Source organism: Acidimicrobiales bacterium (assembly GCA_025455885.1).
Taxonomy (GTDB): Bacteria; Actinomycetota; Acidimicrobiia; order Acidimicrobiales; family Acidimicrobilacustridaceae; genus Rhabdothermincola_A.
On sequence record JALOLR010000006.1, the window covers coordinates 1 to 22,617 of the forward strand.

Genomic DNA, 22,617 nt, shown 5'->3' on the forward strand with positions numbered 1-22,617 from the left:
GCAACGCCGCCGAGGACCTGCCGGGGTGGTTCGAGAGCGTGGAGCGCTTCGCCGACGCCGTGGTGGCGCTCGACGACGGCAGCACCGACGCCACCGGTGCCCTCCTCGCCGCTCACCCGCTCGTGGAGGTGGTGCTGCGCAACCCGCGTCGCGAGACCTACGAGGGATGGGACGACCGGGAGAACCGGGCGCGCCTGCTCGACGCTGCAGCCGACGTGGACCCGGACTGGGTGCTCTTCCTCGACGCCGACGAGCGGATCTCTCCCGACGACGCCGCCGCACTGCGCGACTTCCTCGACGCCGACGCGCTGCCCGGCCTGGCCTACGGGATGCGCTGCCTGCGCATGATCGGGGGCCTCGACCACTACGACCGTGACGGCCTCTGGGTCTACCGGCTCTTCGCGTTCGCTCCGGGGCTCGAACTGCCGGCCGAACGGTTGCACTTCGTGCCGGTCCCGACCTCCATCCCCCGTGATCGGTGGGTGCGGACGACGCTGCGCATCCAGCACCTCGCCGGCCTCGACGGGCCCCGACGCCGGGCCCGCCACGCCAAGTACCGGGAGGCCGATCGGGACACCGAGTTCCAGGCGGGCTACGACCACCTGCTCGACGAGCCCGGCGAGCTCCGGGTCTTCGCCCCGCGCCCCACCGACCTCCCCGTCGTCCTCCCCGCCACCGAACGGGCCTCCGGACCTGACGCCGACGCCGCGATCGAGGCGTATGACCCGGAGGCGCCGGCGCTCAGCGCCGTCGTCATCAGCCGTGACGACGAGGACCGCATCGAGCGCACGGTCCGCTCGGTCGTCGCCCAGGACTGCCACGAGCCGTTCGAGGTGATCGTCGTCACGAGCGGGACGGACCGCACGGCATCGATCGTGCGCGACCGCTTCCCCGGCGTGACGGTCCTCGAGCTCGACCACCCGGCGCTGCCCGGGGAAGCGCGCAACGCCGGCCTCCGGCTGGCCCGCGGCCACTACGTGTCGTTCCCCGGATCACATGTCGAGCTCCCCCCGGGCAGCCTCGCGGCGCGGGTGCGGGCCCATGACGACGGGTGGTCCATGGTCACCGGTACGACCCGCAACGGCACGGACAGTCGTGCCGGGTGGGCGGCGTACTTCCTCGACCACTCCACCGTGCTCCCCGGCCGACCCTCCCAACCGCTGTCCGCACCGCCCGCGCACTGCTCCTACGAGCGCCACCGGCTGGTCGCCATCGGCGGGTTCCCGGAGGACATCCGGGCCGGCGAGGACACCTGGGTCAACGAACGGCTCTTCCGGAGCGGCGCCTCGGCCTACCGCGCCGCCGACGTCCCCCTCGTGCACCACAACCGGTCCCGGTGGCCGTGGCAGCTGGCCCGACGCCACTTCGCCCGGGGCCGTGCCCAGACCCAGTTCCTCCGGGGCCTCGAACCAGGTCCGGCCGAGGAGCAGCGGGTCCGCGCCTACTTCGCTGGCTATCGGTCCCGTCGCCTGGCCCGCATCGACGCCAACGTCGACCGGTGGGGCGGCGAGCTGCGGGAGGAGTACCGGCGGGCCCGGCCCCTCGTCCGGCTCGGCATCGCCGCGGCCTGGCTGGGTGGCCGGGCGGAGCAGCGCAGGCCGACGACCCGGACGGGTCGTGCCTCCGGCGACGTCACCGGTGGATCCCGGTCCGCGCTCCTGGCCCCGCTGCGGGTGCGCTCCGGGTCGGTGGCCCCGTGGTCCGAGGCCCGCCCGATCTTCCTCCACCTGCCGAAGACGGCCGGCACCACCCTGCTCAGGATCCTGGAGCGCGAGATCGCCCCCCGGACGGTGGTGCGGGTCTACGACGAGGACGGGACGTCGATCGCCGAGGTGGTCGAGTCCGACGCCGCCGATCGGGCCGCCATCGCCGCGGTGGCCGGTCACATGGCGATCGGGATCGACCGGTACCTCCCGGGCCGCAACGTCTACCTGACGATGCTGCGAGACCCCGTCGAGCGCATCGTGTCGCACTACGAGTTCCTCAGGGCCCGGCCGCACCTGGCGAAGCGGACGCGGGCCCTCGAGGGGGTGCGGTCCCTGGAGGACTACGTGATGGCCTCGCCGTGGGCTCCCCTGATCAACAACGGTCAGGCGAGGCTGCTCGGCGGCGACGTGCTCGATCCGGGGCGCCCCGCCGACGAGGCCACGCTCGAGCGGGCCCTCGACGCCGTCGGGCGACCGGATGTCCTGGTGGGTCTGCAGGATCGGTTCGACGAGTCGCTCCTGCTCTTCCGCCGCGCCCTCGGATGGGGCTACCCGGCGTACCGGCGGGAGAACAGGAGCGGTGCGGCACCCCGCGACGAGCTGCCCGAGTCCGTGGTGGCGATGATCCGCGACCGCAACGCCCTCGACCTCGTCCTGTACCGGCGGGCCCGCGAGCGCTTCGACGCGGACCTCGCGGCGGCCGGCGACCTCACCGCGGAGCTCGAGCGGCAACGCCTCGCCGGGCGCTGGTCCGGGCCGGGCTGATCGCCCGGGCCCTCAGAGCGCCACGAACCGGTACCCGAGCGCAGTGGCGCCCGCCACCACGCCCGGCAGGGCAGCCACCGTGGCGGGGCGTTCCCGGCCGCCGTCGTGCAGCACCACGATCGCCCCGGGGTGGAGGTGGGTGAGCACCCCCTCGACGATGTCGTCGGGGTCGTCGTGGTCCCAGTCGCGCGGGTCGACGCTCCAGATGACGGTGGTGAGGCCGAACGGCGCCAAGGCGGCGGCGCACTGCGGTGCGTAGGAGGTGCGGTAGGGGGGGCGCATGAGGCGCACGGGTCGACCGGTCAACTCCTCGACCAGCGCGTTGGCTCGGAGGGTCTCCGCGACGATGCCTTCGTCGCCGAGCTCGTCGGGCCGTGAGTGGCTCCACGTGTGGGTCCCGATCGTGTGGCCGTCGGCGGCGGTCCTGGCCACCATCGTCGGATCGGCGTCGGCGTTCGCCCCGAGCACGAAGAAGGTCGCGGGGGTCCCGGTGGCGGCGAGGGCGTCGAGCACCGGGGCGGTGGACGGCCCCGGTCCGTCGTCGAAGGTGAGGGCCACCACCGGGTCGAGGGGGTCGGGTCGGGTCCCGTCCAGCTCGTGCACCCTTCGCACCACCCCGACCATGTCTCGACGCTACCGGGTGGGCGGACCCGGCCGAGTGGTCCGGGTGGGTTCAGGCGTGGGACCGGTGGACGAGGGCGCCGGGTGCGGCCGGGTCGAACGGCAGGGTGGTGGGCTCGCCCAGGACGTGACCCTGGCCGAGGCGGATGCCGATGGCCCGCACCGCGTCGACGTCGGCGATCGTCGCCAGGCCCTCGGCGACGAGGGTCGCCCCTGTCTCGGCGGCGAAGCTCACCAATGCGGTGGCCAGCGCACGGCTCACGGCGTCGTCGGCCAGGCCCTCGAGGAAGCGTCGGTCGAGCTTGATGACGTCCGGGGCGAGGTCGAGGATCTGTTGGAGGTTGGTCGCGCCGGCGCCGGCGTCGTCGATGGCGAGGCGACTCCCCAGGGCGCGGAGGCGCTGCACCGGCTCGAGAAGGGTTCGCGGGTCGATGCCGAAATCGTGCTCGGTGAGCTCGACGACGAGACGGTCGGTCGGCACGCCGGCGAGGGCCGGGCCGAGCGCCGGCGAGGTGATGGTCGCCGCCGAGGCGTTCACCGACAGGAAGGTGTCGGGGGGGAGCATGTGGAGCCCGGCGACGGCGCGTCGGATGGCCGCCAGCTCCAGGTGGGTCCCGAGGCCGACCGCCGCGGCGTCGGCGAACCAGGTGGCCGGGCTGACGTCGGCGTCGACGCCGAAGCGGGCCAACGCCTCGGCCCCCTGGATGCGCCCGTCCTCGAGGTCGACGACCGGTTGGTACACCATCGTCAGCTGGTGCCCGGCCGGCGTGGCCGTGCCGGCCTCGTCGGCGTCCAGCAGGGCCTGGATCCGGAGGCTGGCCGAACGACGTCGTTCGTCGTCGGCCCGGTCGTGGGACGCCTGCGCGGCGACGCGGGCCTCCAGCAGGGCGTTGTCGCGTTGGAGCTGGAGCGTGAGGGCGCGGGTCTCGAGGAGGTTGGCGAGGCGGAGCAGCAGCTCGGTGTAGCGGAAGGGCTTGGTGAGGAAGTCGTGGGCCCCGAGGGCGAGCGCCCGCTCCCGGGTGGCGTCGGTGATGTCGGCCGTCAGCACCACGATGGGGATGAAGCCGTTGGGGGGGATCAGGGGGGCGAGGCGGCTCATGACGCCGAAGCCGTCGAGACCGGGCATGTGCAGGTCGAGCAGCACGAGGTCCGGTTCGAAGCTGCAGAACCGTTCGACGGCGACCGTCGGGTCGTCGATCGTCAGGAGGTTGGCGTAGCCGGCCTTCTCGAGCATGTGGCGCAGCACCGTCAGGTTCGTCGGCTCGTCGTCGACGATGAGGATCCGGACCTGGCTGCCCGGTCGGGCGGCACCGGTCACGGGAGCCGGGACGGTCATGCCGTCACCTCCTGGCGATCGGGCGCGGTCACACCGGCGCCGGTCGTCGGGAGGTCGATCCAGAACGTGGAGCCCCCGCCGGGAGTGGAGCGCACGCCGAGCGCCCCGCCCATCCGTTCGGCCAGGCTCCGTGACAGCGACAGGCCCACGCCCGTGCCCTCGATGCCGGCGTGCTCGAGGCCGAGGCGGTCGAACGGGACGAAGAGGCGCGCCACCTGGTCGGGGCTGAGCCCCGGCCCGGTGTCGGTCACCCAGATGCGGGTGAAGGGTCCCTCGTCGGGTGGTGCGGCATCGACGCCGACCTCGACCCGCCCACCCGGGTGGTTGTACTTGATGGCGTTGGACACGAGGTTCAACAGGACCTGGGTCAGCCGCTGCCGGTCGGCATGGACGACGACGCCTCCCGGGTGCGGCGGAGGGCCGACCAGGTCGACCCGGGCCCGGTCGGCCAGCGGGCCCACCAGTCCCACCGCGCCGGCGAGCACCTCGACGGCGTCGACGAGCTCGGGGTGGAGGGAGAGGTGGGGTGACTCCACCCGGCCGACGTCGAGCACCTCGTTGATCAGTCGCAGCAGGTGGTCGCCGGCCCGCAGGATCTGGTCGACGTGGCCGGTGAGCGGGGCGTCGAGGCCCTCGACCTCGAGGAGCTGCGCGAAGCCCAGGATGGCATTGAGCGGGGTGCGCAGCTCGTGGCTCATCCGCGAGAGGAACTCGCTCTTGGCGAGGCTCGCCCGCTCGGCCTCCTCCTTCGCCGACCGCAGCTCGGCCTCGAGGGCGATGCGATCGGAGACGTCACGGCTCACCATCACCACGCCGTCGTGGGCGCCGTGCTCGTCGAGCATCAGTTGGGCGTGCGCCTCGATCGTCACCCACCGCCCGTCGGGGCGTCGGACCCGGAAACGCAACGTCGACCGCCGGTCGCTGGCGTCGACGAGCGCCCCGAAGCCGTGGCGCAACGCACCGACGTCCCGGGGGTGGACGATGTCGAAGAGGCACTGGTCGACGATCGCCCGGGTCGGGTGGCCGAAGACCCGTTCGAAGGCCACGCTGGTGCTGCGGATCGTGCCGTCGAGCTCGGCGATCGTGATGACGTCGGGAGAGGCCCCGATCACGGTGGACAGCACCCGCTCGCGCGCCGCGAGGGTGGCGTTGGCCCTCGTGAGCTCGGTGATGTCGGTGGCGACGCTGCCCACCGCGGTCGGCACGCCGTCGGGATCGAGGACCGGGAACTTCTGCGCCAGCCATGTGCGGGGTCCGTCGGCGAGGTCGACGACCTCCTCGAACTGAGCGGCCTCCCGGGCGGTGAGCACCCGTTGGTCGTTGCCCCGCAGGGTGGGGGCGGCGTCGGGCCAGTGGTCGAAGTCGTTGGTGCCCACGAGCCGCTCGGCCTCGACACCCAGCAGGTCGGCGAAGGCGCGGTTGACGAACTGGTAGCGACCGAACGGGTCCTTCAGGCTGATGAGCGCCGCCGAGTTGTCGACCAGCGCGGAGAGTCGCGAGGGCGCGGGGCGGTCCCCCCCGCCGGGATGCCACTCCACGTCCTCCGCGTTGTTCGTCGCCATCGTCGCTCCGGCCGCGCCCGCGCCGACGGCGCGACCCGACCACTGGAGTGATCGGCGCCGATCGTCGACGGCCACAGCGAAAACTGCCTGCGTCGGTCAATTGGGCCGAATGGCCCCCTGACGGTCGGGATCCCCCTCCGGCGCCGAGGGGCCGCTTCGGAGCTCAGTCCGACGGGAGCTCCACCACGAACTCGGCCACGTCGGTGGCGAGATCGTGACGGAGGCGGGCGGCGAGCTCGCCCCGTGCGTTGGCTCGCGTGGCCACGAAGGCGCCCCGCCGCAGGGTCGACGCCAGGTGGGCCGCGTGCTCGGTGGTCGCGGCGATCACGTCGTCGGCCGGGACCAGTCGATCGAGGTAGCCCGCCGCCACCGCGCCGGCCGGGTCGAACACCTCGGCGTGGGCCGAGGCCGAGGTGAACCAGCGGCGGGACAGGCGGTCGCGGGCCAGTTCGACGGCGAAGCGGGGGAGGGGCATGCCGATGGCCACCTCGGGCATGCCGATCTTGAAGTCGCCCTCGGCGCCGATGCGGGTGTCGGCGGCGAGGAGGAGGATGGCGCCCATGGCCAGGGAGTGACCGGTGGCCCCGATGACCACGGGCAGGGGGTACTCGTAGATCTCGATGGCCAGCTCGGCGCCGGCCTTCAGCAGGTCACGGGCACCGTCGACCGGACCGCGCATCACGGTGAGGTCGAACCCGGCGGAGAAGCGGCCCGGGCGCCCCACCAGGGCGACGGCTCCGGCGGTGGTGCGGGCCTCCCCGAGGGCGTCGTGGACGGCGGCGATGACGTCGTGGCTGAGCGCGTTGGCCTTGCCGTCGTCGACGGTGACGACGGCGACCTGGCCGTCGAGGGTGGAGGTCACGGTGTCGGTCATCGACCCAGCATGGCAGGGCCGGGACGCCGGCCCGCCGTGGACCGCTCGGCGCCGGCGCTCAGCGGGCCCGGAAGGCGCCGGCGAGGGTGGCGTCGGAGAATGCCTCGCCGTTGGGCAGCCCGACGGCGTAGCGGTAGAGGGCGGCGCGGTAGATGCCGCCGAGCGCCGAGAGCACGGCGCTGGTGACCCCGATGTAGACGACGAGGAGCGGGATGCCCACGATCGGCACGACGGCGCTCAGCGCGCCCAGGACGACGACGCCGACGAGGGTGACCAGGAAGGTGATGATGCCGAGGCCGCCCTGGGCGATGAGGTTCTCCCCCCAGGTGGTCTTGAGCAGGTGCACCGACCGCTTGATCCCCTCGACGGGCCCCGTCCCCTCGATGACGATGGCGGGGAGCGCGAGCCACGTCACCACGTTCCAGGCGGCGCCGACGAGGCGCAGGACCACGTCCCCGAGCGGACCGGTACGGTCGGCGATCGCCGACAGGACGAGGCCGACGGTGACGTTGATGGCCGCCCACGCCACCACCGGGGTGAAGTGCTCCCAGGCCTTCGCGGCGGCGCTCGACAGGGTGGGGCTCCCCCCGGCGAGGCGCTCGTTGGCGCCCGCGATGAGCACGGCGGTGAAGAACTGGGCGACGATCCCGATGAAGAACAGCCCGACCAGCCCGACGGCGTAGCTCACGGGGGAGGCCTGGACGCCGTCCTGCCCGGGGGCGGGATCCGAGACGATGGTGAGCGTCGTGTAGACCGCGCCCCCGAAGAGGAGGGCGATGGCGGCGCAGGCGGCGGCCGACACGACCGGGATGACGGCCAGCTCCTTGTCCTTGCGCAGCACCGACGCGCTCTGCTTGGTGAGGTCCCAGCTGTTCTTCAAGCGACCCATGGCCGGTCACCGTACCGGCGCGACGGCGTCGCCGGAGCGGACCGTCGCGCCGGCGGGTGGGTCCGGAGCCCTGTCGCAGCCGCTGCCTAGGGTGGGCGCCGTGGACGACGCGGCAGACCCATCGCGACCCGAGGGCCGGGTCATCGGCACCGAGGACGCCACACCCCTCGAGTTCTGGGCGGCGGTCGGGGAGGGCGCGTTCCTCCAGCTCGACGACGTCGTCACCTGCGAGCGGCCCCTCCCCGACGGCCGGACCGTCCGGATCTCGGGGGTGGTCGGTCAGGTCCGGGCCCGCCACGAGGGGGCCCGGTTCGACTCCGACGTGTTCCTGGTGGCCGACGGGGTGCTGCCCGCCGAGGTGAGCGAGGCGGCGATGGTCCAGGCCACCCGCTTCGAGCCCGAGATCTTCGTGCCCCCGCTCCCCGGCGCGCCGGTCCACCGGGCCACCGGCGCGGCCCGCGACCACGCCCTCTTCTTCGACGGCATGGAGCACCTGCTGCCCGCGGGGCTGTCTCGCGACGACGAGCCGATGTACCTGAACCTCGAGTTCCTCGACGGCACCCGGGGCGCCCACGTCAACATCAGCGGGGTGTCCGGCGTGGCCACCAAGACCACCTACGCCACGTTCCTGCTCTACGGCCTGTTCACCTCGGGAGTGCTGGGGGCCGAGGCCGTCAACACCAAGGCGTTGGTCTTCAACGTCAAGGGCGAGGACCTCCTCTTCCTCGACCACCCGAACACGCGGCTCTCCGACGACCAGGCCGCCCGCTACCGCGCCGTCGGGCTGAGCCCCGGCGCCTTCCCGAGCGTGGCCGTCTTCGCCCCTCCCCGCCGGGGCGCCCCGGACGCCGCCCCGGACGTGGCCAGCCGCACCCTGGGCGTCACCTCGTTCTTCTGGACGCTCGAGGAGTTCTGCGCCGAGGAGCTGTTGCCGTTCCTCTTCGCCGACACCGAGGACGACCGCGCCCAGTACACGCTGGTCGTCCACAACGTCACCGCCCGCCTCGCCGCCGATGCCCGCCCCAGCGGCGAGGGCGCCGTCAGCGTCGACGGTCGCACGGTCCGCACCTTCCGCGAGCTCGTCGAGGTGATCCACGACAAGATCGACGGCGACGACGACCACGAGCGGGAGCGCTGGGCCGGACGTGCGGTCGGGCAGGGGACGGTCAACGCCTTCATCCGCCGTCTCGCCGGATCGGTCCGTCACGTCGACCACCTCGTCCGGGGCGACGTGCCCGACCCGGTCCGGCACCGCATCCGCGACGACGCCCAGGTCACCGTGGTCGACCTCCACAACCTCAACGACCGGGCCAAGCGCTTCGTCGTCGGGGTCACGCTGCGCAAGCAGTTCCTCGCCAAGGAGCGCAGCGGGGTGGCGAGGCCGCTCCAGTTCGTCGTCCTCGACGAGCTCAACAAGTACGCCCCCCGCGAGGGCTGGAGCCCCATCAAGGAGATCCTCCTCGACGTCGCGGAGCGCGGTCGCTCCCTCGGCATCGTGCTCATCGGCGCGCAGCAGACGGCCAGCGAGGTCGAGCGCCGCATCGTGGCCAACTCGGCGGTGCGGGTGGTGGGCCGGCTCGACCCCGCCGAAGCGGCCCGGGGGGAGTACGGCTTCCTCCCGCCGGCCCAGCGCCAACGGGCCACCATCATCAAGCCCGGCACGATGATCGTCGCCCAGCCCGAGCTCCCCGTCCCGCTCATGGTGCAGTTCCCCTTTCCGGCGTGGGCCACGCGGGCCAGCGAGGCGGGCGCCAACCCGGCGGCGGGCGACCAGCCGGAGGACCCGTTCGCCGGGCTGCCGTCGTGAGGGCACGGTGAGGCTCCTGCACACCGCCGACTGGCACGTGGGTCGGACGGTGCGGGGTCGCTCACGGATCCCCGAGCACGAGGCGGTCCTGGCCGACCTGGTGCGCGTCGCCGACGAGGAGGCGGTCGACCTCGTGCTGGTCGTCGGCGACCTGTTCGACACCGCCGCTCCCACCCCCGACGCCGAGCGCATCGTGTACCGCACCCTCCTCGACCTCGGCCGTGGCGGTCGCCCCGTCGTGGTGGTCTCCGGCAACCACGACAACCCCCGCCGCCTGGCCGCCGTGGCCCCGCTCCTCGAGCAGGCGGCCGTCCACGTCCGCACCGCCGTGGTCCCGCCCGCCGCCGGCGGGGTCGTGGCGCTCGAGGCCGGCGGGGTGCCGGTGCGCCTGGCCCTCGTGCCGTTCGTGTCGCAGCGCCACGTGATCGGGGTCGACGAGCTCATGGGTGCAGGGGCCGACCAGCACTCGATGCAGTACGCCGACCGACTCGCCCGGATCGTCGCCGTCCTGGCCACGGGCTTCGAGGACCACACCGTCAACATCGTGGTGGCGCACGCCATGGTCGTCGGCGGGGTGATGGGGGGCGGCGAACGCGGCGCCCACACCGTGTTCGAGTACGCCGTGCCGGCCACGGCGTTCCCGGGCTCGGCCCACTACGTGGCCCTCGGCCACCTGCACAGGGGTCAGCGCATCGCCGGTCCCTGCCCCATCTGGTACCCCGGCTCGCCCCTGGCCCTCGACTTCGGCGAGCAGCACGACGTGAAGGGTGCGCTGCTGGTGGAGGCCCTGCCCCGCACCCCGGCGAAGGTCGAACCGGTCGAGCTCTCGGGAGGCCGCGCCTTCCGCACCGTCGCGGGCACCCTCGGCCAGCTCGGCGAGCAGGTGCGGCCCGGCGACGACGCGTACGTGCGGGTCGTGGTCCACGAGCGGACGCGGGTGGGCCTCGCCGACGAGGTCCGTGAGCTCTTCCCCGATGCCGTCGACATACGGGTGGACGCCCCGGAGCGCCCCTTCGACCCCGCCGCCGACACCCCAACCGACCGTCTCGAACCGCGCGACCAGTTCGCCGGCTATCTGCGTGATCGAGAGATCGACGACGAGCGGCTGGTGGCGCTCTTCGACGAGTTGCACGACGAAGCGGTCCAGGCCGAGGCCGGTGACGCCGATGCGCCCTGAGCGACTCGAGCTCCACGGTTTCACGGCGTTCCGCGAGCCGGTCGAGATCGACTTCACCGGCGCCGACCTCTTCGCGCTCTCGGGCCCCACCGGCGCAGGCAAGTCGAGCGTCATCGACGCCGTCTGCTTCGCGCTCTACGGCGTCGTGCCCCGCTACGGCGATCGGCGCCTCGTGGCCCCGGTCATCAGCCAGGGTCGGCTCGAGGCGCGGGTGGCGCTGCACTTCTCCGTGGGCGAGGCGCACTACTCGGCCGTGCGGGTCGTGCGGGCCACCGCCAACGGCGCCACCACCAAGGAAGCGCGCCTCGTCCGCCGGCTGCCGGACGGCGACGAGGTGCTCGCCGGGACCGCCGACGAGCTCACGGAGGCGGTCACCCGCCTGCTCGGGCTCACCTTCGAGCACTTCACCACGTGCGTCGTGCTTCCCCAGGGCGACTTCGCCCAGTTCCTCCACGCCAAGCCCAAGGAGCGCCAGAAGCTGCTGGTCGAGCTGCTCGACCTCGGCCTCTACGAGCGGATGCGGAGCCTGGCCCGGATCCGTGAGGCGGCGGCCGACGGTTCCCGTGCCGAGGTCGAGCACCGCGTCGCCGCTGCCCGCGACCTCGCCGACCCCGACGCGCTGGTCGAGGTCGAGGCCAGGATCTCCGTGCTCGACGAGCTGATCGAGAGGATCGACGTCGACCAGGCCCGCCTCGACGAGCTGCGTCGGGTGGTCCAGGCCGAGACGGCCGTCGGTGTCACGGCCCGCGCCGACGCCGAGCGGCTGGCCGCGGTCGTGCGCCCCGAGGGCGTCGGTGCCACCAGCGATGCCGTCGGCGCCGCCCGGGCCGAGCTCCTCGCCGCCGGCGACGCCGAGGACGCCGCGGCCGCGGCGCTCGAGGCGGCGGAGACGGCCTGTGCGGCGCTGCCCTCCCTCGATCGCCTCGACGCCGCGGCGACCGCCCACGCCGACCTCGCCCAGCAGCGTCAGCGCCGCTCGCGCGGCGAGATCCTGGTCGCGGAGACGTCCGAGGCGGTCGAGGGGGCGCGGGCGGCGGTCGAGCAGGCCGATGCCGCCTTCCGGGCGGCCGAGGAGACGAGGGACGCGGCCCAGCGGGCGTCGCTCGTGGCCGAGGTCGGTGCCGGGCTCCACCCCGGTGACCCGTGTCCCGTCTGCGGCGCGCCGGTCGACGAGCTCCCCGCCCATCCGGACGCCGAGGCGTTGATCGAGGCACGGGTGCACCTCGACGAAGCCCGGTCGGTCCGGGACGACCGGCACCGGGAGCTGGCCGCCACCGCCGCCGAGCTCGACCGGCTCCGCGCGAAGCTCGCCGAGGTCGACGAGAGCATCGCCCGGCTGAGCGGGGCGCTCGAGGAGCTGCCGTCGCTCGAGGCGGTCGAGACCGTGAGAGCCGAGGTCGCCGCCGCCACCGCCGCGGTCGGGGTGGCCAAGCAGTCCGTGAAGGACGGTCGCGCCCGCCGTCGCGCCGCCGAGCTCGCCGAGCGGACGGCCGTCGAAGCCGAGCAGCACGCCCGCGCCGCGTTCGACCTGGCCCGCGACACCGTGGCGGGGTTGGGCCCGCCGTCGCCCGGCCGGGCCGACCTCGCCGCCGACTGGGACGCGCTCGTCGCCTGGGCGGACCGCGAGCAACCGGCCCGCCGCCAGCGAGCCGAGCTCGCCGACGCGGCCGCCGCCGGCGCGGCCGCGGAAGCTGCGGCGCTCCACGACGCCGTCGTCGACGCCTGCCGTGACGTCGGGGTCGAGCTCGGCGAGCGGGTCGCCCGCGACGCGTTGGTCGACCACCGGGCCGGCCTCGCCGCCGAGCGCGACCGCCGCCGGGCGGCGGCGGCGACCCTCGTCGCGTTGGAGGAGGCCCATGCGGGGTACGTCCGCGACCAGCAGGTGGCCCGGGAGCTGGCCCGGCACCTGTCCGCCACCGGGTTCGAGAAGTGGGTGCTCGACGCGGCGCTGCGCCACCTCGTGGCCGGTGCCACCGGTGTCCTGCACTCGCTGTCCAGCGGCACCTACTCGCTCACCCTCGAGCCGCGGACGTCGAACTTCTGCGTGATCGACCACGCCAACGCCGACGCGGTGCGCTCGGCGCGCACGCTCTCCGGGGGGGAGACCTTCCTCGCGTCGCTCGCCCTCGCGCTGGCCCTCGCCGACGAGGTCGCCCACCTCGGCGCGGGCGGCGCCACCCGACTCGAGTCGATGTTCCTCGACGAGGGCTTCGGCACCCTCGACGCCGACACCCTCGACACCGTCGCCGGGGCGCTCGAGGACCTGGGGGCCCAGGGGCGGACGGTGGGGATCGTGACCCATGTCGCCGAGCTCGCCGAGCGCCTGCCCGTCCGCTACTCGGTCACCAAGACCCCCACCGGGGCCGTGGTCGAGCGGATCGACCGGTAGGGCCGGGCGTGCGCTTCGCCGTCGAGTCGTGGGCGCCCGACTACGGCAGCCCGACCGGGGCCATGGGCCTCGTCGAGGGTTCGACGGCCGTCGATCCCTGGGCCGAGGCTGCGGTCGGGGAGTGGGCCCCGCGTCGCCCCCGGGCCACCGCCCCGTTCGACGCCGTGGCGTTCGTCGACGGGGTCCGCCGAATCGACGCCAACGTGATCGTCACCTCTGACGCCGGCGACGTGCATCGTGGGATCTGCGCGTCGTTCGCCGCCGGCGTGGTGCGCTGCGCGGCGACCGCCGAGGTCGTGGTCGCCGAGGTGCGGCGGGCGCTGTTCGTGCCCGTCGAGGGCGCCGAGGCCCTCACGACCCGCCACGGTCGCTTCGATCCGTTCCCCACCACGTCGGACGAGCCCGACGTCGTCTCGTTGCGGCTCCAGCGGGCCATGGGCGACCTCGAGGCGGAGGTGGCAAGGTGGGCCGACGACGTCGACGTCGTGGTCGCCGATGGCCCGTTGCGCGGAGGACTGCACGCCCCGGGCTTCGTCGGCTACGTCAAGACCCACCACGCCACCTACGGTCCGGCGCTCGTCCGCGAGGTGGTCGCCGCCCTCGCTCCCGGCGAGCGCACCCCGCTGCTGCTGCTCGGCGCACCGTGGCCGCGCTGGTCGTGGTATCTGCGCCTCCCCGGTGAGGTGCACCACGGGTGGGCGGGGATCGTCCGCCTCGAGGCGGTGGCCGACACGTCCGTCGCCGAGGCCGTCGCCCTCGCCGATCGGGTCAGCGCCACCCTTCCCCGTTTCGCCTCCGTGCCCCAGAAGGACCCGCGTGCGCCGCAGAACCTCGTCCCGATCGGTGGCCTCGAGCGCCTCCTCCGTCACCGTCTCGGCGACCCCGACGTGCTCCTCCGGGCCCTGCGCGTCGCGGCGGCCGCATCCGCGTGAGGTGGCGCAGCCCCGGCCGCACCCCGGTCAGCCGGGCTCGGTGACGAAGTCGATCAGACGCTCGACGGCGCCGACGAGGGAGGCGTGGAGGTCGGCGTAGCTCGTCACCGACCCGAGCACCCGGGCCCAGAACGCTCGGGGATCGTCGACGCCGAGCGACGCGCACACCCCCTCCTTCCAGGGCCGACCCTTCGCCACCTCGGGCCAGGCGTCGATGCCGACCACGGAGGGCTTGACGGCCGCCCACACGTCGACGAACGGGTGGCCGGTGATCAGGACGTCGGGGTGGTCGATGCCCTCGGCGAGGCGGCTCTCCTTCGAGTCGGCCACGAGGTGGTCGAGCAGGACCCCGAGTCGCCGCCCCGGCCCCGGACCGAAGCCCCGCACGACCTCGTCGAGGTGATCGGCCCCGGCGAGCACCTCGACGACGACGCCTTCGAGGCGCAGGTCGTCGCCCCAGACCTTCTCGACGAGCTCGGCGTCGTGGCGGCCCTCGACAAGGATGCGGCCGGCCCGGGCCGTCCTCGCCGGCGCCCCGGGCACGGCCACCGAACCCGAGGCCGTGATGCGGGAACGCTCGTCGCGCCGGGCCCTCGGAGGGACCAGCGTGACGCGGTCGCCGGCGACGGCGAAGGCGCCGTCCACCAGCCGCACCGGTCGATCCCGACCGTCGTCGCCTCGCAGGACGACGACCTGCTTCGTGCAGGCGACCACCACGCCGTCGCGTCGGTCGGCGCGCACGGTCACCCGCAGCCCGGGCACCGCCTCGACCCGGCGGGGCGCCCGTCGCACCCGGGGAGCGCCTCCGTCGAGGTCGAGCGGTTCCGAGAGGATGCCCCGCATGTAGGGCTCGTCGCGTGCCCCCACCGCCTCAGCCGCCGACGAGCTCTCGGATCTTCTCCGCTGTGGCGGGTCCGTCGTAGGCCAGCTCGCCGTCGCGTAGCCCCACGCACCGCGTCGCCGCCGGCACCAGGTCGAGTTGGTGCGTCGAGCAGATCACCGTGGCGCCCTGCTCGACGACGTCGCTCAGGATCTCGACGAGCGTCTCCTGGCCCGGGGTGTCGAGGCCCACGAAGGGCTCGTCGATCAACATGAGCCGGAACGGCCGTATGAGCCCCAGGATCAGGCCCGTCTTCTGCTTGAGACCACGGCTGAACCGGGACGGCAGGTCGTCGGCGCGCTCGGTGAGACCGAACATGTCGAGGAGGTCGTCGGCGTAGTCCTCCCACTCCACGGTGCGGTGGAGACGGGCGACGAACTCGATGTGCTCCATGAGGCTGAGGTCGTCGTAGAGCACCGGGCTGTCCGGGAGGTAGGACAACGCGGCCCGGGCCTCGACGCTCCCCGCCGTTCCGCCGTGCACGTACGCCGCGCCGGTGGTCGGCTCGAGCATGCCCGAGGCCAGTCCGAGGAAGGTCGACTTCCCGGCACCGTTGGGCCCGACCAGCATCACCAGCTCACCGGAGGGGACCCGCAGGTCGAGCTCGGTGAGGCCCATGCCGTCGCCGTAGTCCTTGCCGAGCTCGAAGGTGTGCAGCGCCAGCGAGGCGTCGACGTCGTCGTTCCGAGGTGGCCTGATGTCGAGAAAGCTCACAGGTGCTTCGGCTTCCGGGTTCGCAGGTACAGGAAGGCCCCGGCCACGAGGAACAGCACCCAGGTGGTGTTGTTGGCGACGCGGGCGGGGTCGAGGGTGGCCGGGTCGGAGCCCGCCGAGAGCAGCGGTAGCAGGGACACGACCACGATGGCGGGGGGGATGATGACACGGGCCAGCATCACCCACCCCATGACGTCGGGGCCGAGGTTCGACAGCGTGGCGCTGTCGGGGGCGCCCTGGGCGGTGGAGATCGTGGCGGCGATGGCCGCAGCCAGGGCGACCGGGACGACCAGGACCCCCGTGAGGCGCAGCACGACCTCGGCCGGGGCGAGGATCATGGCGGTGGCTGCGGCGACCAGGCACAGCACGACCATCACGACGAAGGAGGCCGGGAGGTGGTTGAGCAGGAAGCGTCCGGGATCCTCCGGGTAGCTGTCCCAGCGAGTCGGGTGGTCCACCTCCTGGGCGACGGGTTCGGCGGCGTCGTAGGCGGCGACGAAGAGGGCGATCCCGGCGACGATGATCGCCGCCGGCGTGCCCCGCCAGGCGACGCCGAGGGCCAGCCCGGCGATGCCGGCGACGAACACCATGCGGACGAGGCGGACGAGCGGGAAGCGGAAGTAGCTCTGCCAGTCCCGCTTCCAGATGGGGGGCACCCGGCTCTTCGTCGCCGCCCGTCGGATGCGGATCCAGGGCCGGAGGCGGGGCTTCTCCTGGGAGAGCTGCCGGCGCAGGAGCACGACCGTGCGCACGTCCTGCAGGGTGACGGCGAAGCGGAGCTGCGCCACCAGCCCGGCTCGCCGCAGCGCGGCCTCGGTGGAGAGGTTGCCGATCCTCGCCACCCCGAGGAGCGGGATCGCGACGGCCACTGCGACACCCACGAGCGCGAGGGCGGTGAACGTGATCGGCCAGAACGCCACGGCGGCGAGCCAGGTGAGCGGCGAGGTCCGGATCTCGAGGACGATGTCGAGCGCCGACCATCCGATGACGAGGGCCGCGATGGCGTTGGCCGGCCACCACCGGATCCGCCGGGTGGAGACCACCATGGCTGTTCCGGAGGCGAGCACGCCGGCGAGGGCGAAGGTCACGGCGCAGGCGACGACCGCGGCCACGACGTTCACGGGCAGGCGCTGGGAGGCCAGCTCGCCGGTGATGGCCCCCACCACCGCCCCGCTGAAGGCCAGGAAGCGGAGCTGCTTCACCGCAGGGCCGCGGAGGACGGCGGCGCGGTCGACCGGGGCGTTGAGCTCGTGGACGACCACCGGGGCCTCGAGGACGAGCGGTCCGCCGCGCGAACCGGATCGGATCCCGACGGCGACGGCGACGGCGATGCCGAGGCCCAGCCAGGCGGGAGCGACGCGGGCGAACGTGACGGCGTCGGTGGGGGTGACCGACTCGCCGGGGAGCTGGTCGGCGCCGAGGGCGACGGCGATGACGCCCAGGAAGCCCACGATGTAGACGCGGTAGAGGGCGTCGATCCAGTGGACGTGGGCGAGCCGGTTCGACCGTCGGGTCTTCCGAAGGTCGACGAGGGCGACCTCGGGTTCCTCGACGGCGATCACGTCCGGACACGCTACTTGTGGCCGTCGGTGCCGGGATCCCGCGTCGGTCACGAACGCCGCGCGGCCTCCTCGGCCTCCTCGGCGACGGCCAGCCAGCGCTCCTCGGCGACCTCGAGCCGGCCCCGCACGTCGGCCAGCTCGTCGCCGAGGGCGCGCAGCTCGGCGTGCCCGGCGGTGCCGGCGCGCGTGGCGAGCTCCCCCTCGATCCGGTGCCGCTCACGGGCCAGCCGTCCCACGTCCTTCTCGGCGTCCTTGAGGAGGCGTCGCAGCGTGCTCGCGCTCCGGGTCGGAGCCGTCGGCGTCCGCGCGTCGGCGGTTCGGGGGGTGGGGGCCGCCCGGGGGGTCGGGGGCGCCGCCGTGGCGCGACCCGGCGCCCGCCGGGCCCGGCGCTCCTCCTCCCACGCCGCGTAACCGCCCGGGCGGCGGGCGGGGGTACCGGCGCCGTCCATGACGAGCACGTCCGTGACGGTCCGCTCGAGGAACGCACGGTCGTGGGACACCACGACGAGCGCGCCGGGCCATTCGTCGAGGAACTCCTCGAGGACGCGCAGCGTGTCGAGGTCGAGGTCGTTGGTGGGCTCGTCGAGCAGGAGGACGTTGGGCTGCGCGGCGAGCACGATCAGGAGTTGGAGACGTCGGCGTTCCCCGCCGGAGAGCAGGCCGACGGGGGCCCATTGGGCGTCGGCGTCGAACCAGAACGATTCGAGCAGCGCGGCGTCACGCCAGTCGGGCACCCGGTGCTCTCCGACCAGGGCGTCGCGCACGCGTCGGCCCGGGTCGAGCTCCACGCCGTTCTGGTCGTAGTACCCGAGCCGCACCGTCGGTCCGTGCACCACCCGTCCCGTGGTGGGGGAGCGGCGGCCGGCGACGAGGTCGAGCAGGGTGGACTTGCCGACACCGTTCGGGCCCACGATGCCGAGCCGCTCCCGGGGGTCCAGCGCCAGGTCGAGGCCGGCGAAGAGCGGCGCCGGCGCGTCGTGGGCGAAGCCGGCGTCGTGGAGCTCGACGACCTTGTCGCCGAGCCGGGGCGTCCCCAGGTGCAGGTCGGGGATCCCGACGCGGGCCGGGGCCTCGGCGCGACCCTCCACGATCGCGGTGGCGGACTCGATCCGCGCCTTGGGCTTGCGGGTGCGCGCCGGGGCGCCCCGCCGCAGCCAGGCCAGCTCCTTGCGAGCGAGCACCCGCCGGGTCGACTCGTCCGAGGCGGCCTTCTCCTCCCGCTCGGCCCGACCCTCGAGGTAGGCGCCGTAGCCGCCGTCGTGGAGGTGGCCGCGTCCCCGGTCGAGCTCGAGGACCTGGGTGGTCACCCGATCGAGCACGTGGCGGTCGTGGGTGACGAGCACGAGCCCGCCGCGGTGGGCGGCGAGGCGTTCCTCGAGCCATGCCACGGCGTCGATGTCGAGGTGGTTGGTCGGCTCGTCGAGCACCAAGAGGTCGCTCTCGGCGACCAGGGTGCGGGCGAGGGCCACCCGCTTGGCCTGCCCTCCGGAGAGCGCGGCGGTGTCGGCCCCGGCCAGCGGGGTCATCCCGAGGTGGTCGAGGACGGCGGCGGCCTCCCACGCCTGCTCGGCGACCTCCTCCACCGCGGCGAGCACCGGGCCCGGTGGCAGCACCGGACGCTGGACCAGCGCCGCGACGCGGACGCCCCGGCCGCGACGCACGACACCGGCCTCCGGGTCGGCCTCGCCGGTCATGACGGAGAGCAGGGTGGACTTCCCGCACCCGTTCAGGCCGACGACGCCGAGACGGTCACCGGTGGCGACGGTGAGGGAGAGCCGGGAGAACAGCGGCCGCCCCGGCCGGCTCATCGTCACCTCGTCGAGGTCCACGAGGATCACGCCGCGAGGCTAACGAGGGCCCGCCCCGTCGCCTCGTCCCGCCCCGACGACCGTGCCCGAGCGTCCGGCTTCGACCAGATCCCTGCCCCCGCCCGTGGACGTCGACGTCGCCACGCCGCGGTGGCAGGCGACGGTCCCCGCCGGCCCGGGCGGGTGTCCTCGCCGACTCGGGGTGCTCGGCGCTGGTGCTCGCCGCGCTGTTCGCCCGGGGCCAGTACGTGTCGTGACGCCCGTGGCGAGGTTCGGCCAGCGCGGTACGCTCATTTCCACGGACACGACCGAGTTTTCTCCCGAAGGGCCACCGCGATGAGCATCGATGCCGACACCACTGCTGACGCCGAGGCCGGGCCCGCCGTGGTCCTGGCGGTGACCCCCGAGGCGCTGGAGCGGGTGCTCGAGATCCGCAACGGCGAGGACGATCCGGGCAGCCTCTGCCTGCGTGTCGAGATCACCGGCGTCGCCGGGCCGGACTACACCTACGACCTGGCCTTCGAGGCGGTGTCCGACGCCGACCCGGAGGACGACCTGTCCGTGCAGGGCGGCCTCAGCGTCGTGGTGGCCGCCGACAGCGTCGAGCGCATGGCCGGCTCCACCCTCGACGTGCCGCGCAACCCGGGCCAGGCCGGCCTCGTGATCCGGAACCCCAACCGACCGAACCCGTTGGCCGGCAAGGACATCGTGCTCACCGGCGACGTCCCCGACCAGGTCCGCCAGCTCCTCGACGAGTCCATCAACCCGAGCCTGGCCTCCCACGGCGGCTACGCCGAGCTCGTGGGCGTGGAGGGCGCCACGGCCTTCCTCACGATGGGGGGCGGCTGCCAGGGTTGTGCAATGAGCGCCGCCACGCTGCGTGAAGGCATCCAGGTGGCGATCCTCGAGGCGATCCCGGCGATCACCGAGGTCGTGGATGTGACCGACCACAACGCCGGCGACAACCCCTTCTACACCTGACGCACGCCGCCGACGGTCAGCGCCACCACTGCGTCGGGAGGCTGCGGACGGCGGCGACGGTGGCGTCGGAGGTGTGGGCCAGCGACCGCTCGAGCGTGCTGAGCCAGGCCCACAGCCAGATCATCCGCAGGTAGTCCTCGGGGTCCACGCCGTCGGACGGAGGGGGCTCGCCCTCGGGCCGGGGGAGCGGGCGGGTCGGTGCGGACGCGTCGTCGAGCCAGGAGGCCACGGCGGTGAACCCCGCCTCGGTCTCGAAGGCCCGCGCCTCGAGCGCGACGGGCGGTCGCCGGCCCTCGTCGGGCGCGGTGGGGCCGAGACCGAAGTTCCGGCGGGTCCAGTCCCCGGAGATGACGAGCGCCGGCGGCGTCATCATCGCCACCCGGTCGGCGAGCAGGACCGACGCCCGGCGGTCGTTGGTCAGCTCCTGCAGCGTCTCCTCGAGCTCCTCGCGGGTGGCGATCAGGTCCGTCCTCGCCCGTCGCAGGCCCTCCGGTCCCCCGGAGAGCCCGAGCACCTCGGCGCTCACCGCCCGCACGGTGGCGGCCGAGGCGCGGTAGAGCCGGGCGGCCATGGGGGCCAGGCTGCCCTCGGGGCCGCGTGGCCAGAAGACGAACCCCGCGACCACGGCGACGGCGATCCCGGTGGCGACGGTCTCGAGGCGCAGCACGGCGGTCTGGGCTCCCGACGGCTCGGCGAGGTTGAACAGGACGACGACGAACACCGTGAACGCCGCCTGGCCGCTGCCCAGGCCCACGGCCCCGGGTGCCCAGGCGGCGAGGAAGGTGGCCGCCGGGAGGAGCACCCACAACAGCCCGTCCTGGCCGTTCGCCGCGAAGGCGATCGGGGCGGCGAGGGCGAAGCCGATCACCGTGCCCCGCAACGCTTGCACCGCCGTCACGGCGGTGTCGTTCACGCCGCTACGCAGCACCATGAGGGTGCCGAGGACCACCCAGAAGCCGTGGTCGAAGTCGACGGCTCGGGCCACCGCCAACGAGAGCGCGAGGGCGGCGGCGGCGCGGAGGCTGTTGCGGAACCGGGTGCTCTGCCATCGCAGGTGGAAGCCGAGCGTCCTCCGGGCGCGGGCCAGGAACGCCGCGGTCCCGCTCTTGGGCACCTCCACCTCGACGTCGAGCTGGATGGTGTCGGGGGGCCGGTGGCCGGCCCAGATGGAGGCGTCGGCCGCGGCGACGGCGGCGAGGGAGGTCACCAGGCGCAGCCGGGTCGCCCGCACCGCGCCGTCCTCGATGCTGCGCCGCGCCGCCGGGTCGTCGCCGCGCAGACCGGCCACCACGGCGTCGCGGTGCTCGACCAGGGCGTCGCGGGCGGGCACGAGGTCGGCCGGCGGACCCCCGGCGAGGGCCTCGGCGGCCGCGTCGAACGTCGACGCGGCGGTACGGGCCAGCCGACGTTCGACGTCGTCGAACGGGGAGGGGCCCGGGCTCATGTGCTCGAGGATCAACGTCGCCCGGCCGATGGCGTCGAGCAATCCGGTGAGGGCGGTCTGGCCCACGGTCGCGACCAGCGGGCGGCCGGGGGCCCGGGCGAGGTCCTCGCGCACCTGGCGGGCGAGCGTGATGTCGAGGTCGGGGAGGTCGGCGTCCTCGGCGAGCGCCCGGAGTCGTGCGGCCAGCGCTCGGCTCTGGGCGGCGAGACGGTCGCGGGCCACGGGCGGGCGGTGGAGGGGCGCGACCAGCGCGCCCAGCCCGGCGACGATGCACCCCAGCACCCAACCTCCGACCCGCTGGTCGAGCTCCACGACCGGACGGGTCATCACCGAGAGGGCGAAGGCGAGCATCAGCGTGGTCCCGGCGGCGATGGCGTAGCCGCCCAGGCAGCCCACGAAGCGGATGACGAAGGTGACCGTGGCGATCGCCGCCACCGCGACCGCCGCCCGGCCGGCCGAGGCGCTCCCGACCAGCACGAGCACGGCGCCGATCACGGCGAGGGTCGCGTAGCCCTCGACCTTGCGGCGCGCCGTCCCCTGGAAGTCGGCGAACACGAGCGACGCGAACGACGCGAAGGCTGCGTACAGGGCGGCGGTGGACCCGACCGCCGCTCCCGTGGCGCCGTAGACGACCGGGACGATGATCGCGGCGCGGAGACCCTTGCGGAGGTTCGTCCCGCCGGGGTCGTGGACGAACCGCACCTCGCCATGATGGATCAGCCCGGCGGTCCGGCGCGTCCTGGCTGGCGGCGCGAGGTCCGGGTCAGGGTCCGTCGGGCGGCGACGACAGCCCGCCGGTGATCACCCACACCCAGAACACGGCCGTGAGCACGCAGAAGACCGAGGCCGCCCAGCCCCACCGGTTGCCCTTCAGCGCGGCGCGCACGCCGACGGCGAGACCGATGACCGACGGGATGAGCAGGAACGCGCCGAGCAACCTGCCGAGCCAGGCGTAGGTCGCGGATGGGTACGGCCGGTAGGGCGGGCGAGCGATCTCGTCGAAGCCGCTCGGGAGGACCGAGCCGCCCCCGACCGTCCAGAAGTGGGCTTCCTCGGCCTCGGTCCACCCCGTGTACCCGCCGTCAGGGTGCTCGGGCTCCCGGCTCATCCCCCCATGCTCTCATGGCCGGGGGTCGGAGCGCGGTCCGCCGTGCGGGGTGGTCGGCACAA

At 74.1% G+C, this 22,617-nt stretch carries 17 protein-coding genes; 6 read left to right on the forward strand and 11 right to left on the reverse strand.

Annotated features, from left to right (window positions below; genetic code table 11):
- A partial coding sequence (locus MUE36_06205; GenBank protein ID MCU0310516.1) for a glycosyltransferase occupies positions 1–2,471 on the forward strand: 2,471 nt, incomplete at its 5' end.
- Between the two features lie 12 nt (positions 2,472–2,483).
- Here MUE36_06205 and MUE36_06210 read toward each other — a convergent pair.
- From MUE36_06210 to MUE36_06230, 5 genes are all read right to left on the reverse strand, one after another.
- Positions 2,484–3,095 (reverse strand): polysaccharide deacetylase family protein, encoded by a 612-nt coding sequence (locus MUE36_06210; GenBank protein ID MCU0310517.1) that lies wholly within the window; start codon positions 3,093–3,095, stop codon positions 2,484–2,486.
- Between the two features lie 49 nt (positions 3,096–3,144).
- Entirely contained in the window at positions 3,145–4,428 is a 1,284-nt protein-coding gene (locus MUE36_06215; protein ID MCU0310518.1) for an EAL domain-containing response regulator, read from the reverse strand.
- Positions 4,425–5,990 (reverse strand): PAS domain-containing protein, encoded by a 1,566-nt coding sequence (locus tag MUE36_06220; GenBank protein ID MCU0310519.1) that lies wholly within the window; start codon positions 5,988–5,990, stop codon positions 4,425–4,427. The genes MUE36_06215 and MUE36_06220 overlap by 4 nt, the downstream gene beginning before the upstream one ends.
- Positions 5,991–6,153: 163 nt before the next feature.
- Positions 6,154–6,864 (reverse strand): crotonase/enoyl-CoA hydratase family protein, encoded by a 711-nt coding sequence (locus MUE36_06225; protein ID MCU0310520.1) that lies wholly within the window; start codon positions 6,862–6,864, stop codon positions 6,154–6,156.
- A 58-nt stretch (positions 6,865–6,922) separates the two neighbouring features.
- Positions 6,923–7,753 (reverse strand): DUF6159 family protein, encoded by an 831-nt coding sequence (locus tag MUE36_06230; GenBank protein ID MCU0310521.1) that lies wholly within the window; start codon positions 7,751–7,753, stop codon positions 6,923–6,925.
- Positions 7,754–7,853: 100 nt separating this feature from the next.
- Here MUE36_06230 and MUE36_06235 point away from each other — a divergent pair, with 100 nt between their 5' ends.
- Genes MUE36_06235 through MUE36_06250 form a run of 4 tightly spaced genes read left to right on the forward strand, consistent with a single transcriptional unit; the run spans position 7,854 to position 14,058 of the window.
- Positions 7,854–9,560 (forward strand): ATP-binding protein, encoded by a 1,707-nt coding sequence (locus tag MUE36_06235; protein MCU0310522.1) that lies wholly within the window; start codon positions 7,854–7,856, stop codon positions 9,558–9,560.
- A gap of 7 nt (positions 9,561–9,567) precedes the next feature.
- A complete protein-coding gene (gene sbcD / locus MUE36_06240) occupies positions 9,568–10,737 on the forward strand; it encodes an exonuclease subunit SbcD (GenBank protein MCU0310523.1) in 1,170 nt (389 codons plus the stop codon).
- The gene (locus MUE36_06245; GenBank protein MCU0310524.1) at positions 10,727–13,126 is read left to right on the forward strand and encodes an SMC family ATPase; all 2,400 of its coding nucleotides are present in this window, start codon (positions 10,727–10,729) and stop codon (positions 13,124–13,126) included. The genes sbcD and MUE36_06245 overlap by 11 nt, the downstream gene beginning before the upstream one ends.
- Positions 13,127–13,134: 8 nt before the next feature.
- Positions 13,135–14,058 carry a hypothetical protein gene (locus tag MUE36_06250; GenBank protein MCU0310525.1) on the forward strand — a complete coding sequence of 308 codons (924 nt, stop codon included), beginning with the start codon at positions 13,135–13,137 and terminating at the stop codon, positions 14,056–14,058.
- A gap of 27 nt (positions 14,059–14,085) precedes the next feature.
- Here the strand turns inward: MUE36_06250 and MUE36_06255 are convergent, their stop codons facing one another.
- The 4 genes from MUE36_06255 to MUE36_06270 are packed head-to-tail and all read right to left on the reverse strand — an operon-like array spanning position 14,086 to position 19,052.
- Entirely contained in the window at positions 14,086–14,925 is an 840-nt protein-coding gene (locus MUE36_06255) for a DUF3097 domain-containing protein (protein ID MCU0310526.1), read from the reverse strand.
- 4 nt (positions 14,926–14,929) lie between these two features.
- Positions 14,930–15,652 carry an ABC transporter ATP-binding protein gene (locus tag MUE36_06260; GenBank protein ID MCU0310527.1) on the reverse strand — a complete coding sequence of 241 codons (723 nt, stop codon included), beginning with the start codon at positions 15,650–15,652 and terminating at the stop codon, positions 14,930–14,932.
- Positions 15,649–17,214: a hypothetical protein gene (locus tag MUE36_06265; GenBank protein ID MCU0310528.1), complete on the reverse strand. Its 1,566-nt coding sequence runs from the start codon at positions 17,212–17,214 to the stop codon at positions 15,649–15,651. The genes MUE36_06260 and MUE36_06265 overlap by 4 nt, the downstream gene beginning before the upstream one ends.
- Before the next feature lie 47 nt (positions 17,215–17,261).
- Positions 17,262–19,052, reverse strand: coding sequence for an ABC-F family ATP-binding cassette domain-containing protein (locus MUE36_06270; GenBank protein MCU0310529.1), 1,791 nt, complete (start codon positions 19,050–19,052; stop codon positions 17,262–17,264).
- Between the two features lie 306 nt (positions 19,053–19,358).
- Here MUE36_06270 and MUE36_06275 point away from each other — a divergent pair, with 306 nt between their 5' ends.
- The gene (locus MUE36_06275; GenBank protein ID MCU0310530.1) at positions 19,359–20,003 is read left to right on the forward strand and encodes a NifU family protein; all 645 of its coding nucleotides are present in this window, start codon (positions 19,359–19,361) and stop codon (positions 20,001–20,003) included.
- Between the two features lie 16 nt (positions 20,004–20,019).
- Here the strand turns inward: MUE36_06275 and MUE36_06280 are convergent, their stop codons facing one another.
- Positions 20,020–22,149 carry an FUSC family protein gene (locus tag MUE36_06280; GenBank protein ID MCU0310531.1) on the reverse strand — a complete coding sequence of 710 codons (2,130 nt, stop codon included), beginning with the start codon at positions 22,147–22,149 and terminating at the stop codon, positions 20,020–20,022.
- Positions 22,150–22,210: 61 nt separating this feature from the next.
- Positions 22,211–22,555: a hypothetical protein gene (locus MUE36_06285; protein ID MCU0310532.1), complete on the reverse strand. Its 345-nt coding sequence runs from the start codon at positions 22,553–22,555 to the stop codon at positions 22,211–22,213.
- Between the last annotated feature and the right edge of the window lie 62 nt (positions 22,556–22,617).

Coding starts and splice junctions, on each gene's coding strand:
- MUE36_06210 (MCU0310517.1), bottom strand. CDS start 3,095: ATGGTCGGGGTGGTGCGAAGGGTGCACGAGCTGGACGGGACCCGACCC.
- MUE36_06215 (MCU0310518.1), bottom strand. CDS start 4,428: ATGACCGTCCCGGCTCCCGTGACCGGTGCCGCCCGACCGGGCAGCCAG.
- MUE36_06220 (MCU0310519.1), bottom strand. CDS start 5,990: ATGGCGACGAACAACGCGGAGGACGTGGAGTGGCATCCCGGCGGGGGG.
- MUE36_06225 (MCU0310520.1), bottom strand. CDS start 6,864: ATGACCGACACCGTGACCTCCACCCTCGACGGCCAGGTCGCCGTCGTC.
- MUE36_06230 (MCU0310521.1), bottom strand. CDS start 7,753: ATGGGTCGCTTGAAGAACAGCTGGGACCTCACCAAGCAGAGCGCGTCG.
- MUE36_06245 (MCU0310524.1), top strand. CDS start 10,727: ATGCGCCCTGAGCGACTCGAGCTCCACGGTTTCACGGCGTTCCGCGAG.
- MUE36_06275 (MCU0310530.1), top strand. CDS start 19,359: ATGAGCATCGATGCCGACACCACTGCTGACGCCGAGGCCGGGCCCGCC.
- MUE36_06285 (MCU0310532.1), bottom strand. CDS start 22,555: ATGAGCCGGGAGCCCGAGCACCCTGACGGCGGGTACACGGGGTGGACC.